A 13,330-nucleotide genomic window follows, 5' to 3' on the forward strand; every position below is an offset into this window, starting at 1 on the left:
AAGAGTAACGATGGTAGTCACAGAGCGCGGGATGCCCGACGGTACCGGCATGGCGGATTTCGGCTACAAGGAATCCCTCGACCGCAGCATCGGGAAATTCGCCAGCTTCGCGGCCGGGGTCAGCTATATCTCCATCCTCACCGGCACATTCCAGCTGTTCTATTTCGGCTTCGGCAGCGCCGGACCGGCGTATCTGTGGTCCTGGCCGCTCGTTTTCCTCGGGCAGTTGGCCGTCGCGCTGTGCTTCATGGAACTCGCGGCGCGCTATCCGGTCGCCGGGTCGGTATACAACTGGTCCAAGTCGCTGGGCAGCAGAATCGTCGGGTGGTCCTCGGGCTGGCTGATGCTGACCGCCTCGATCGTGACGCTGGCCGCCGTCGTGCTCGCGCTGCAGCTGAACTTGCCGCGACTGTGGAGCGGCTTCCAGATCATCGGCGACGGGACCGGCGAGTACGACTACGCCACCAACGCGGTGCTGCTCGGCACCATCATGATCGTATTCACCACCACGATCAACGCGCTCGGCGTGCGGCTGATGGCGCGGATCAACAGCGCGGGCGTGTTCATCGAGCTCATCGCGGCGGTGCTGATCGCTATCATCTTGGCGGCCAACGCGACTCGCGGCCCGCAGGTGTTCTTCTCCACCCACGGTTACGGCGCGGGGGAGGCCGGCGGCTACCTCGGCGCGTTCCTGGTGGCCTCGCTGGCCTCCGGCTATGTGATGTACGGCTTCGACACCGCGAGTTCGCTGGGCGAGGAGACGGTTGAGCCGCGGCGCACCGCGCCGAAGGCCATCCTGCGCGCCGTGCTCGCCTCGTTCGTCATCGGCGGTGCGATCCTGGCCTTCGCCGTGATGGCGGCCCCGGATCTCGACGATCCGCAGATCGGCAGCTCCAGCGGCGGCCTGCAATACATTGTCGAACAGGTGATGTGGGGTCCGCTCGGCACGATCTTCCTGTGCTGCATCGTGATCGCGGTGACGGTCTGTTCGCTCGCCGTGCACACCGCCGCCATCCGGTTGACCTTCGCGATGGCCAGGGACAACGCGCTGCCGTTCGGCGAGAAGCTCGCCCGGGTGCACCCCAAGACACAGACGCCGGTGATTCCGGCCATCCTGATCGGCGTCCTCGCCGCGCTCATCCTGGTGATCAATGTCGGCCAGCCCAAGATCTTCACCGTGCTGACTTCGATCGCAATCATCATGATCTACCTGGCCTACCTGATGGTGACCGGGCCGATGCTGAAGCAGCGGCTGCAAGGGCAGTGGCCGCCGAAGGAACTGGCCGAAGGCGGCTACTTCACGATGGGACGGTGGGGCATGCTCGTCAATATCGTCGCGGTGGTGTGGGGCGTCGGCATGGCGCTCAACCTGGCCTGGCCGCGCCCCGGGGTGTACGGCAGCCCCTGGTACAACACCTGGGGCGCGTTCGTCTACATCGGGCTCATCCTCGGCTCCGGCCTGCTGTGGTACGCGGTGAAGGGGCGCCATCGAATCGGCACGCTCGCCGCGCACGCGGCGGAGGTGCGAGCCGATGGCTGACACCGTGTTCGACTACGTGATCGCGGGCGGCGGGACCGCCGGATGCGTGCTCGCCGCCCGGCTCAGCGAGGATCCGGACGTGTCGGTGTGCCTGCTCGAGGCGGGCCCGTCCGACGTCGACGATCGCGCGATTCTCGAGCTCACCCGCTGGATGCACCTGCTGGATTCCGGCTACGACTGGGACTACCTGATCGAGCCGCAGGAACGCGGGAACAGCTATCTGCGCCATGCCCGCGCGAAGGTGCTCGGCGGATGTTCCTCGCACAACTCCTGTATCGCCTTCTGGCCGCCCGCGGAGAATCTGGACGAGTGGGCCGCCCTCGGCGCGAAGGGGTGGAGCGCGGCCGAGGTGCTGCCCTACGTCACGCGGCTGGAGAACAACGACGCGCCCGGCGAGCAGCACGGACGCACCGGACCTGTTCGGCTGCGCGATGTTCCGCCCGTCGACCCGTGCGGCCTCGCGGTGCTCGAAGCGGCCGCCGCGGTCGGTTTGCCGACGGTGCAATTCAACCGGGGTACCACCGTGCGCAACGGGGCGGGCTGGTTCCAGATCAACGCGGCCGAAGACGGCACGCGCATGTCGACATCGCACGCATACCTGCATCCGGTGCTGAACTCGCGGCGGAATCTGGTGGTGCGCACCGACTGCCGGGTCAGCGAGATCCTCTTCGACGAGGCCCGCGGCGCGACCGGCGTGCGCTACCAACGCCCCGATCTCACCGGCTACGACACCGTCTCGGCTCGGCGCGAGGTGGTCGTCACCGCGGGTGCCATCGATACGCCGAAGTTGTTGATGCTGTCCGGGATCGGGCCCGCCGACCATCTGCGCGAGATCGGTATCCCGGTGCTGGTCGACGCGCCCGGTGTCGGCGCGAATCTCGACGACCACGTGGAAGGGCTGGTGTTCTGGGATGCCGCCGAGCCGATGGTGCGGACCTCGACGCAGTGGTGGGAGATCGGCCTTTTCGCGACCACCGACGAGTCACTGCGCCTGCCGGACGTGATGATGCACTACGGCAGCGTGCCGTTCGATATGAACACCCTGCGCCACGGCTACCCGACCACCGACAACGGTTTCTGCCTGACCCCCAACGTGACTCAGGGACGCTCGCGCGGCACCGTCCGGCTACGCACCCGCGACTTCCGGGATCGGCCGAGGGTCGACCCGCGATACTTCACCGATCCGGACGGTCACGACGAACGCGTCATGCTCGCCGGAGTTCGATTGGCCCGCCGGATCGCCGAGCAATCACCGCTGCGCGAGTGGGTCGCCGCAGAACTGGCCCCGGGACCGGATGCGCGCACCGACGACGAACTGCTGAGCTATATCCACGCCACGCACAACACGGTGTACCACCCGGCCGCCACTGCGCGGATGGGTGCGCCCGAGGACCCGCTGGCGGTGCTCGATCCGGAGCTGCGGGTGAAGGGGGTGTCGCGGCTGCGGGTGGTCGACGCGTCGGCGATGCCGAAACTGCCCGCGGTGAATCCCAACATCACGGTCATGGCCATGGCGGAGAAGTGCGCGGACCTGATCAGGGGATCAGCCTAGAATGACGGCGTCATGGCGAAACAGGATGGTGAGGACACAGGTAGGGCAGCCGCGGTGCAGTCGGTCGACCGCGCGCTGCTGGTGATGGAGATCATCGCCAAGCTGGGGCAGGCCGGCGTCACGGAGATCGCCGCCGAACTGGGTGTGCACAAATCTACCGTCTCCCGGCTGGTCGCCGTGCTGGAATCCCGCGGTTACGTCGAGCAGCTCTCCGACCGCGGCAAGTACCGGCTGGGTTTCTCCATCGTCCGGCTGGCCGGATCCACCAGTGCGCAGGTCGATCTCGTCGGGCAGAGCCAGGGCGCGTGCAACGCGCTGGCGGCTGAAACGGGGGAGACCACGAATATCGCTGTGCTGGACGGGAATCGGATCATCAATATCGTCGAGGCGGCGGGCACCGGGTCGATCGCGCTGCGGTCCTGGGTCGGGCAGAGCTGCCCGGCGCACGCCACGTCGAGCGGCAAGGTGCTGCTGTCCGGACTCGCGCCGGCGGCGCTGCGGAAGCAGGTCGGGCCGAAGCTGGAGGGCTATACCGCGAACACGCTGACCAAGGTCGCCGATCTGGCCGCCCAACTCGTGGCGGTGCGCGAGAACGGGTGGGCAAGTGTGCGTGAGGAATTGGAGATCGGGCTGAACGCCGTCGCCGCTCCCGTCTTCGACAGCAACGGCGCGATCGTCGCGGCGCTCAGCGTTTCGGGGCCGTCGTATCGGCTCGGGCCGGACCGCTTCGCGCCGATGGCGGAGCTGGCGATCGCGAGCGCCGCGGACATCAGCCGCAGGCTCGGCTACTTCGGCTGACCGGCCGGGCTGGAACTGCCGGGGCTCGCCATTGACAACGCGCGCGACCGCCGACAATACTGAGTGCCGTATTGCGCAGTTGTTGCGCTATATGCAACAACTGAATATTCGCCGCACACGCAGCGGGAGATCTCCATCCCGTGGATGGAGAGCCGAAGGAGCAACACCTCCCGGGAAACTCTCAGGCCCAGTACCGCTGCGCATCAGGCAACTCTGAAAAGTAGTGCATCGAGGCACTCGCCGACGGGGCAAACGCGGAACGCGTGAATCTCTCAGGCCCTAGGACAGAGCGGGAGGAGCCACACCCACGCGCGCGCACGCGTCGACGAAAGGCTCCCCATGGCAGATCCCGCCGCCGATCTCCGCACCCCACTCGATGTCTCCCTGCGCGAATTCGACCCGGTGGTCGCCGCGATGATCGATCGGGAGACCGATCGCCAGCAGCGCGGACTGGAGATGATCGCGTCGGAGAACTACGCGCCGCTCGCGGTGATGCAGGCCCAGGGCACCGTGTTGACCAACAAGTACGCCGAGGGCTATCCGGGTCGCCGCTACTACGGCGGCTGCGAGCACATCGACGAGATCGAGTCGCTGGCCCGCACGCGGCTGTGCGCGCTGTTCGGCGCCGAATACGCGAACGTGCAACCACACTCGGGTGCGCAGGCGAACGCCGCGGTGATGCACGCGCTGCTGCGACCCGGTGACAGCATTCTCGGCTTGGCGCTCGATCACGGTGGCCACCTCACGCACGGCATGAAGATCAACTTTTCCGGACGGCTGTACGACGTTGCGGCATACCATGTTCGGGCCGAGGATCAGTTGGTCGACATGGCCGAGGTGGCGCGCCTGGCCGAAGAGCATCAGCCGAAGCTGATCATCGCGGGTTGGTCGGCCTATCCGCGGCAGCTGGACTTCGCCGAATTCCGGCGCATCGCCGACCAGGTCGGCGCCTACCTGATGGTCGATATGGCGCACTTCGCCGGTCTCGTCGCGGCCGGGTTGCATCCCTCGCCGGTGCCGCACGCGCACGTCGTCACCTCGACCACGCACAAGACGCTGGGCGGCCCGCGCGGTGGATTCGTCCTCGCCACACCGGAATTGGGTAAGAAGCTGGATTCGGCGGTGTTCCCCGGCCAGCAGGGCGGGCCGCTCGAGCATGTGATCGCGGCCAAGGCGGTCGCCTTCAAGATGGCGGCCGAGCCCGCGTTCCGCGAACGGCAGGAACGGACCCTCGCCGGCGCGCGGCTGCTCGCCGAGCGGCTGCTGGCCGAGGACTGCCGGGCGGCCGGTATCGGTGTGGTCAGCGGCGGCACCGATGTGCACCTTGTGCTCGTCGATCTGCGCGATGCCGCGCTGGACGGTAAGCAGGGCGAGGATCTGTTGCAGCGGCTGGGCATCACGGTGAACCGCAACGCCATTCCCTTCGATCCGCGACCGCCGATGATCAGCTCCGGGCTACGGATCGGCACACCGGCGCTGGCCGCGCGCGGCTTCGATCTGGCGGCGTTTACCGAGGTCGCCGACGTCATCGCGACGGCGCTGTGTACCGGCGAGGCCTCGGCGGCGCTCACCAAGCGGGTGGACGCCTTGGTGCAGCAGTTCCCGCTCTACGTCGGAATGCGGAATCCGGCGTGACGATCAGCGTTTTCGACCTGTTCCGGGTCGGCGTGGGCCCGTCGAGCTCGCACACGGTCGGGCCGATGCGCGCCGCGGCCGCATTCGTAGAGCGTTTGAAAGACCGCAGTGTGCTGCACGAGACGGCCGCGCTGCGGGTGGAGCTGTACGGGTCGCTCGGGGCGACGGGGCGTGGTCACGGCAGTGTCGAGGCGATTGTGGCCGGACTGTCCGGTGCGCAACCGGAGAGCGTCGACCCGGACGCCATGCGCGCCACCGTCGCCACGGCCCGCGCTACCGGGCGGCTGTATCTGGGCGGTGTGCACTCGATCGCGTTCGCCGTGGACGAGGACGTCGAGTTGCTCGGGCTGACCCGGTTGGCCTTTCATACCAATGGCATGTTGTTCGCCGCGCGCGACGCGGCCGGGCGGGTGCTGCTCGAACGCCGGTATTACTCGGTCGGCGGCGGTTTCGTCCTCGACGAGGACGAGATCGACGGGCGTGCCGTCGAGGCGCCGGTCACGGTGGCCTACCCGTTCGGCTCGGCGGACGAGCTGCTCGCCATCACCGACGCCACCGGACTGTCGATCAGCGCCGTGGTGCTCGCCAACGAAATGTCTTCGCGCAGTGCGGATCAGGTGCGTGCGGAGCTGCTCGACATCTGGGAGGTCATGCAACGCTGTGTGGCGCGCGGCATGTCGACGGGCGGCGTGCTGCCCGGCACGCTGCGGGTGCGCCGGCGTGCGGCGAACCTGTTCGAGCGGCTCGGCGCCGAAGCGGAGGACAACGACCCGCTGCGCGCGATGGAGTGGGTGACGTTGTACGCGATGGCGGTCAACGAGGAGAACGCCGCGGGCGGTCGGGTCGTCACCGCGCCGACCAACGGTGCCGCGGGCATCATTCCCGCTGTGCTGCACTACATTCAGCGTTTCGTCACAGCAGACGCGGACAGTGTGGTCGAGTTCCTGCTCACCGCGGGTGCGATCGGGCAGCTGATGAAGGAGAACGCTTCGATATCCGGTGCCGAGGTGGGCTGCCAGGGTGAGGTCGGTTCGGCCTGCGCGATGGCCGCCGCCGGACTGGCCGCCGTCCTCGGCGGCACGCCCCGGCAGATCGAGAACGCCGCGGAGATCGGCATGGAACACAACCTCGGCCTCACCTGCGACCCCATCGGCGGACTGGTACAGATCCCGTGCATCGAACGCAACGGGATCGCGGCGGTCAAGGCAATCACCGCGGCTCGCATGGCGATCCGCGGTGACGGGATGCATCATGTCTCGCTGGACCAGGTCATCCAGACCATGCGGGCGACCGGGGCGGACATGCTCGACAAGTACAAGGAGACCTCGCGTGGCGGCTTGGCGGTAGCCGTGGTGGAGTGCTGACCGGCTAGCGTGCCGGGAAGCGGACGACTCGGTCGTCGCCGGCCCGGACGGTGCCGCGGCCGTCGGTGTTGGAGGTGGTGAGCCACAGCGCGCCGTCCGGTGCCACCACCGGGGTGCGCAGTCGGCCGTACTTGCTGCGCAGCTGCGCTACCGGCCGGTCCAGCGTGCCGTCGGCGCGCTGCGGGATGGTCCACAGTCGCTGGCCGCGCAGTGCGGCGACGTACAGCGTGTTCGCGGTGATCGCGAGGCCGGAGGGGGAGGCTTCGCTGGTCGACCAGGTGACGAGCGGGTTGGTGTAGCGGCCGTTCTGGGTGTCGCCCTTGCCCTCAACGACGGGCCAGCCGTAGTTGCGCTTCGGCTCGATCAGGTTGACCTCGTCGTAGGTGTCCTGCCCGAACTCGGTCGCGTAGAGCCGCCCGGTGGCGTCCCACGCCAGACCCTGCACGTTGCGGTGGCCGAGGGAGTAGACCGGCGAATTCGGGGTGGGGTTGCCCGGGGCCGGTTTGCCGTCGGGGTCCAGTCGGAGGATCTTGCCGTTGGGGCTGGCCGGGTCCTGCGACCTGTTCCGTTGTCCGGCGTCGCCGGTTCCGACATAGAGCATGCCGTCGGGGCCGAAGGCGATGCGGCCGCCATTGTGAATGTTGGCCTTCGCGATTCCGGTGAAGATCGCTTGCGGTTGTCCGTCCAGGCGGAAGCGCACGATTCGGTTATCGCCACTGGCGGTGAAATAGGCGTAGACGTAACCGTTTTCGGCGTACTTCGGCGAGACGGCGAGGCCGAGCAGTCCGCCCTCGCCGCGCGCGACCACGCCGGGCACCCGGTACACCTGCGTGGGTGTGGTGCCGGGTGCGATGCGCTTGATCACGCCGGTATCGCGCTCGGCTACCAGGGCGGCACCGTCCGGGAGGAAGGTCAGACCCCAAGGCGCGTCGATGTCCCGCGCCACCTCTTGCGGGGCATTGAGGTCCGGGGGTCCTGCCGTGGTGACCGGCGCCGCGAGGGAACTCGGCAGCGCGACGAAAAAAGTTGCCATTACCGCGATCACAGCGGTGCCGGCGAAATGTGCCGTACTTCGAAGTGTTGAAGTCATAGCTAAGTAGAGCCATATCTCGGCGGTCATCTCGACTGGAGAACGACTGGGGAAGATAACGGGTGTACGGCGTCTTACGCTCATGAAGTCCGAATCTTTCTCGAGCGACAATCGGAGGCATTCGCATGCACGCCAGCGGCCGGAACACCATTCTCGCGGTAGTCAAGAAGGCTTGGCACCGACCCGATTTCGCCTTCTTCGATACCGCCCTCGAAATCACCGCCTACGCGGGCCGTAGCTGATATCTGTCCGCGCGGTTACGGCAGGCCGAATGCCAGCAGCACATTGCCCGGCATGCCGGTGGTGATCTGGCGTCCGTAACCGGAGTTGGTGAACAACATGCCGTTCGCGACGACGGCGCCGTGACCGTTGATGGCGCCGCCGAGGCCAGGCACGCCGTTGACCGTCTTGAACGGTTTCGCGGTGTTGTATTGCCAGAGGATCGCGCCGGTGTCGGCCGCGAAGACGCGCATCTTGCCGTCCATGCTGCCCTCGTAGACCAGGCCCGGGGTGGTGGTCACGGCGTTCGGCATCGCGAGCTGGCACAGCGGAGACATCGGTACCGGGGGCACATTGATCAGGCAGCCCTCGGTGGGATTCGGGGTGGCCCAAATCATTTCGCCGGTCGCCGGGTTCAGTGCGTACAGCGTGCCGGGCTGGGCCTGGTAGGTGGCGACGTACAAGCGGTTGCCGTCATAGCTGGCGCCCCACTGGATACCTTGCAGCGACTCCGAGCCAGGGGCGGGCAGAATCGGTTTCGGCGTGGACAGCCGGGTCTGCCAGATGATCTCACCGGTGGTGGCGTCGAGTAGGTGGTAGACGCCGCTCTTCTGGCCGGCGCCGACGACCAGGCGGTCATTGATCTCGAACAGGTTCGGGTGCGAGCCGAAGTCGAAGTCGTGTCCGGGATCGGGGCAGTTTCCGCCGGGCGGCGGTATCACGCAGCGGCCGTTCCATGGCGGGTCTCCCGGAGTCATGCGTCGAACCCACCGGGCTGTTCCGGTGTCGAGGTCCAGCGCGCCGATGGCCTCCGCCCCTTCGGGGTAGCCGCTATAGGGGTTGCCCGAGGTGTAGTAGAGGGTGCGCGACTGCACGTCGAGAGTCTGCGAGGACCAGACCGGCGCACCGCTGGGGGCGAAGTTCGGTTTGCCGCCGGTCGGCTGTGGCTGCGGGATCGTGTAGTACTGCCACTGCACGTCGCCGGTCGCGGCGTCGAGAGCGACGACGCTGCCGCGGAAGGTGCAGCAGGGATAGTGATCGCTGGTGGCCTGGCCCAACTCCTGGCTGGACACGCCGACGTAGATGTGGCCGTCGAACACCAGGGGCGATCCGGTGATGATCGCGAACGGATGGGGGTCCAACTGGCGGACCCAGCGCTGCTGGCCGGTCGCCGCGTCGAGGGCCCACATCCTGGCCGAGTTGTCGCCGAAGTAGACCAGGCCGTCCGCGACGGCGGGCCCGTTGCGCAGCCCGAAGGTCGGCAGGTTGCCCCCGAGCGGCGTTTCGGCCTGGAACGACCACCGGGTCGCACCGGTGTTGGCGTCCAACGCGTAGAACGTTCCGTTGCGGCCGCCGACGTAGACGGTGCCGTCGACGACCGCAGGCTGACTGGACGCGGCGATGGTGTCGGGGAATGCGAAGGCCCACTTCAGCTGCAGCGAGCCAACGGTGGCCGGGGTAATCGCGGTCTCGTGAGGGTTGTGCCGAGAACCCTGGAGGTCGTATTGCCACATCGACCAGTCACCCGCGGCGGCGGTGGACTGCCCGAAGCTGGTGCCCGTCACCAGCAGGACAGCGGCGACCACCAGGATGGGCAGGCGCAGCGACGAACCGCGTCGGAGCCCGGAACCGAGGGCTGCTGCGTGTGTTTTCTTGTGCATGAGTTGGCTCCTCGCCCGGACTCAGGAGTTTGCTAAGCCATACGAATTGCCGGAGCGTCAAGGATGTTACCCACGGCGCTATGTCGTTTCGGGCGACTGGCGTGCGCGTTCGGCTATCGGTTCGGTTACGGCACCGAAAGCAATCATGCAGAGACTGCCGAAACCCCTCTACCCCTTATGGGGTGAATTTCCCCAGTTGCTGTTGAGCCGTTTCGCCTGCGCTCAGGCGTGTTACGCTCGCACACCAGAGTGTTCGGCTCGCTGTATTCACGCATCCTTTTGACTAGCGGAGGCATTCGTATGCAGGCCATCGTCGAGAATCGCGCTACCCAAAAGGTCGAGACGGCCGAGAAGGTGTGGTGCCGTCCCGATTTCGTTTTCTTCGATACCGCTTTGGAAATTACCGCCTACGCCGGCCGCGACTGACGCGGCGGTGACGCGAAGGGCAAAGGTGCACCGGGATGTCCACGGCCTGTGACACGGAGACTCGCTGGAGCGAGACCGAGTTCCGGCAGTCGCTGCACGCGCTCGAGGCTTTGTATTGGGATCGGCATCCGTTCCACGAACGGCTGCACCACGGGCGGCTGGACAAGGACGAGCTGCGGTTGTGGGTGGCGAATCGCTGGTATTACCAGCGATGCCTGCCGCAGAAGGATGCCGCGATCATCGCCAACTGTCCGGTGCCCGAGGTGCGGCGGGAATGGTTGCCGCGGATCGTCTATCACGACGGGGCCGACGGCCGCCCGGGTGGCGCGGAGAAATGGCTGCACCTGGCCGAGGCGGTCGGACTGGAGCGCGCCGAGGTGGTCTCGGAGCGACTCGTCTTGCCCGGGGTGCGGTTCGCGGTGGACGCCTACCTCGACTTCGCGCGGCGCCGCCCGTGGTTGGACGCGGTGGCGTCCGGACTCACCGAGCTGTTCTCGCCCGGGTTGTTGAGCTACCGGCTCGGCCGGATGCGACAGCACTATCCGTGGATCGCGGAGGAGGGTTTCGCGTACTTCACCGCGCGCATCGACATGGTGGAGGCGGAGGGGCGTTCGCTGCTCGACCTGGTGGTCCGGCATGCCGAAACCCGTGCGCAGCAGCAGGCCTGCGTCGACGCGCTCGCCTTCAAATGCGATGTACTGAGCGCCGTGCTCGACGCACTCGACTATCACACGGGAGCCGGTGATGGCCGGGTCGTTCGATAGCAAGCTGCCGCGGCTGCGGCCGGGGGTCCGGCTCACCCGTGATTCGGTACGCGGTGAGCTGGCGCTGCTGCCCGAAGGGGTGGTGGTCCTCAACGACACCGCCGCTGCGGTGCTCGCGCTCTGCGACGGTACGCACAGCATCGATCGCATGGTGCAGCGGCTCGGCGCGGAGTACGACGGTGTCAGAGCCGAGGATATCGCCGAGCTGTTGGAGCGGCTCGCGCAGCGGCGAGTGGTGGCGCTGGATGACTGAGCCGACGATCGAGGCGCCGCTCGGCATGCTGATCGAGCTGACGCATCGGTGCCCGCTGCACTGCCCCTACTGCTCGAACCCTGTCGAACTCGCCTCGCGCGCCGCGGAATTGACCTTTGCGCAGTGGTGCCATGTGCTCACCCAGGCCCGTGAGCTCGGCGTCGTGCAGATGCATTTCTCCGGCGGGGAGCCGCTGTCCCGACGGGATCTGCCCGACCTGGTCGCGCACGCACGGGAACTCGGGGCCTACGTCAACCTGGTCACCAGCGGTGTCGGATTGTCCGCCGCGCGGGCGCGACAGCTCGCGCAGCGCGGGGTCGACCACGTTCAGCTCTCCATGCAGGACGCGGATCCGCAGTCCGCCGACCGGATCGCGGGGGCGCGCGTGCACGCGCTGAAACTCGATGCGGCCGAGGCGATCACGGGGGCGGGGTTGCCGCTCACCGTGAACGTTGTGCTGCACCGCGGGAATATCGATCGGGTCGAGCGGATCATCGACCTCGCCGTGGGTCTCGGCGCGGACCGCATCGAGTTGGCCAACACGCAGTACTACGGCTGGGGGCTTCGTAACCGAGCCGCTCTGTTACCCACCGCGATTCAGCTCGACCAGGCGCGACAGGCGATGCAGCGGGCTCGGGAGAAATACGCGGGCGGACCCGACCTGGTGTACGTAGTCGCGGACTACTTCGCGGACCGGCCGAAGCCGTGCATGGATGGTTGGGGGAGAAGGCAACTGACCGTCACGCCCGAGGGCAATGTACTGCCGTGCCCAGGCGCTTCGGTGATCTCCACATTGCCAGTGGAGAACGTACTCGAACGACCATTGGGCGAGATCTGGTATTCCTCGAAGGCGTTCAACGCTTTTCGCGGGACCGCCTGGATGCCCGAACCCTGCCGTTCCTGCCCCGAACGCTTCACCGATTTCGGCGGCTGCCGTTGCCAGGCGTTCCAGTTCACCGGCGACGCGGCGGCCACCGACCCGGTGTGCGGGCTGTCCCCGGACCGGCCGCTCGTCGACGCCGCACTGAGCGAGGCGGCGACGGCCTTCACCATGCGGGCGCAGGCGCCGTGAAGGTGATCCTGCTCGGTACCGCGGCCGGCGGCGGGTTCCCGCAGTGGGACTGTGCCTGCGAGCTCTGCGAAAGTGCCCGTAACGGGGAACTGCCGTCGCGCAGCCAAGAGTGCGTCGCCATCAGCGGCAACTCACGAGAGTGGTGGCTGCTCAACGCTTCTCCCGACATTCGCGCCCAACTGCTCGCGACGCCCGCCCTCCGCCCCGGACCGGGACCGCGCGAAACACCGGTGCGCGGCGTGCTCCTCACCGACGCCGAGGTGGACCACACGATGGGGCTTGCCATCCTGCGCGGGGCCGCCGACCTGACCGTCTACGCCAGTCCGGTAGTACTCGACGCACTCCTGCCGCTACGCAGCCTGCTCACCCGCTACCACCCATGGAAATGGCAGGACAGCACCGTGTCCGGCGTCGAACTCCTCGGCGGACTCCGCGTCACAGCGCACCCGATCAGCGCCAAGGCACCCAAGTACATCGCCACACCGTCCCCTTCCACCCACTGGGTGAGCGCCCTGCGCATCGAGGACCCGGTGACCGGCGGCGTCTTCGTGTACGCCCCATGCCTGGCGAATTGGCCGGAGCCCCTGGACGATCTGCTCGCCTCCGCCGACTGCGCACTACTGGACGGCACCTTCTTCAGCGCCCATGAACTCGGCTCGGCCGTCCACTCCCAGGACCCCGACGCCGGCCAATCCCGCATGGGCCACCTCCCCATAGCCGGCCGCACCGGCTCCCTGGCCGCCCTCACCCGCCACCCAGGACTGCGCCGGATCTACACCCACCTCAACAACACCAACCCCCTCCTGGAGCCCGCCTCCGCCGCCAGCGCACTGGTAGCGCAGGCCGGTGTCGAAGTCCTGCCCGACGGCGCCGAACTCACCGTGTGAAATGGTCACTCGGCACGCCACAGCCGACTAGAAATTCAAGCTACCAACAGCATCGGTAAGGTTGCCCGT

General features: G+C 67.4%; 13 protein-coding genes and 1 riboswitch. Of the genes, 11 read left to right on the forward strand and 2 right to left on the reverse strand.

From position 1 onward, the window contains the following. Window positions 1-10 precede the first annotated feature (10 nt). The 5 genes from ACIHA7_RS09655 to ACIHA7_RS09675 all read left to right on the forward strand — a co-directional run bounded on the left by ACIHA7_RS09655 (window position 11) and on the right by ACIHA7_RS09675 (window position 6,889). The gene (locus ACIHA7_RS09655; RefSeq protein ID WP_397287524.1) at window positions 11-1,540 is read left to right on the forward strand and encodes an APC family permease; all 1,530 of its coding nucleotides are present in this window, start codon (window positions 11-13) and stop codon (window positions 1,538-1,540) included. Then, window positions 1,533-3,092 carry a GMC family oxidoreductase gene (locus ACIHA7_RS09660; RefSeq protein ID WP_397287526.1) on the forward strand — a complete coding sequence of 520 codons (1,560 nt, stop codon included), beginning with the start codon at window positions 1,533-1,535 and terminating at the stop codon, window positions 3,090-3,092. The genes ACIHA7_RS09655 and ACIHA7_RS09660 overlap by 8 nt, the downstream gene beginning before the upstream one ends. A 12-nt stretch (window positions 3,093-3,104) precedes the next feature. After that, window positions 3,105-3,890 carry an IclR family transcriptional regulator gene (locus tag ACIHA7_RS09665; RefSeq protein ID WP_135231194.1) on the forward strand — a complete coding sequence of 262 codons (786 nt, stop codon included), beginning with the start codon at window positions 3,105-3,107 and terminating at the stop codon, window positions 3,888-3,890. Window positions 3,891-4,093: 203 nt separating this feature from the next. Then, a riboswitch (glycine riboswitch) is annotated at window positions 4,094-4,188 on the forward strand. Window positions 4,189-4,229: 41 nt separating this feature from the next. Next, complete coding sequence (gene glyA, locus ACIHA7_RS09670; protein WP_397287529.1) at window positions 4,230-5,525, forward strand: serine hydroxymethyltransferase; 1,296 nt, start codon at window positions 4,230-4,232, stop codon at window positions 5,523-5,525. Beyond that, a complete protein-coding gene (locus ACIHA7_RS09675) occupies window positions 5,522-6,889 on the forward strand; it encodes an L-serine ammonia-lyase (protein ID WP_397287531.1) in 1,368 nt (455 codons plus the stop codon). The genes glyA and ACIHA7_RS09675 overlap by 4 nt, the downstream gene beginning before the upstream one ends. A 4-nt stretch (window positions 6,890-6,893) precedes the next feature. Here ACIHA7_RS09675 and ACIHA7_RS09680 read toward each other — a convergent pair whose 3' ends face one another. Then, entirely contained in the window at window positions 6,894-7,922 is a 1,029-nt protein-coding gene (locus ACIHA7_RS09680; protein ID WP_397287533.1) for a PQQ-dependent sugar dehydrogenase, read from the reverse strand. A 182-nt stretch (window positions 7,923-8,104) separates the two neighbouring features. On the opposite strand from ACIHA7_RS09680, the gene pqqA reads away from it, so the two are divergent. Next, window positions 8,105-8,221 carry a pyrroloquinoline quinone precursor peptide PqqA gene (gene pqqA, locus ACIHA7_RS09685; RefSeq protein WP_397287535.1) on the forward strand — a complete coding sequence of 39 codons (117 nt, stop codon included), beginning with the start codon at window positions 8,105-8,107 and terminating at the stop codon, window positions 8,219-8,221. 15 nt (window positions 8,222-8,236) lie between these two features. Here the strand turns inward: pqqA and ACIHA7_RS09690 are convergent, their stop codons facing one another. Continuing rightward, window positions 8,237-9,859 carry a PQQ-binding-like beta-propeller repeat protein gene (locus ACIHA7_RS09690; RefSeq protein ID WP_397287537.1) on the reverse strand — a complete coding sequence of 541 codons (1,623 nt, stop codon included), beginning with the start codon at window positions 9,857-9,859 and terminating at the stop codon, window positions 8,237-8,239. A 300-nt stretch (window positions 9,860-10,159) separates the two neighbouring features. On the opposite strand from ACIHA7_RS09690, the gene ACIHA7_RS09695 reads away from it, so the two are divergent. Genes ACIHA7_RS09695 through pqqB form a run of 5 tightly spaced genes read left to right on the forward strand, consistent with a single transcriptional unit; the run spans window position 10,160 to window position 13,261 of the window. Continuing rightward, entirely contained in the window at window positions 10,160-10,285 is a 126-nt protein-coding gene (locus tag ACIHA7_RS09695; RefSeq protein WP_397287539.1) for a hypothetical protein, read from the forward strand. A gap of 35 nt (window positions 10,286-10,320) precedes the next feature. Beyond that, window positions 10,321-11,049 (forward strand): pyrroloquinoline-quinone synthase PqqC, encoded by a 729-nt coding sequence (pqqC, locus tag ACIHA7_RS09700; protein WP_397287540.1) that lies wholly within the window; start codon window positions 10,321-10,323, stop codon window positions 11,047-11,049. Then, on the forward strand, window positions 11,030-11,302 hold the full coding sequence (gene pqqD, locus ACIHA7_RS09705) for a pyrroloquinoline quinone biosynthesis peptide chaperone PqqD (protein ID WP_397287542.1): 273 nt from the start codon (window positions 11,030-11,032) through the stop codon (window positions 11,300-11,302). The genes pqqC and pqqD overlap by 20 nt, the downstream gene beginning before the upstream one ends. Next, a complete protein-coding gene (pqqE, locus tag ACIHA7_RS09710; protein WP_397287544.1) occupies window positions 11,295-12,374 on the forward strand; it encodes a pyrroloquinoline quinone biosynthesis protein PqqE in 1,080 nt (359 codons plus the stop codon). The genes pqqD and pqqE overlap by 8 nt, the downstream gene beginning before the upstream one ends. Continuing rightward, window positions 12,371-13,261, forward strand: coding sequence for a pyrroloquinoline quinone biosynthesis protein PqqB (gene pqqB, locus ACIHA7_RS09715; RefSeq protein WP_397287546.1), 891 nt, complete (start codon window positions 12,371-12,373; stop codon window positions 13,259-13,261). The genes pqqE and pqqB overlap by 4 nt, the downstream gene beginning before the upstream one ends. The last annotated feature ends 69 nt before the right edge of the window (window positions 13,262-13,330 follow it).

It is taken from the genome of Nocardia sp. NPDC052316, from assembly GCF_044547795.1.
Classification (GTDB): Bacteria; Actinomycetota; Actinomycetes; order Mycobacteriales; family Mycobacteriaceae; genus Nocardia.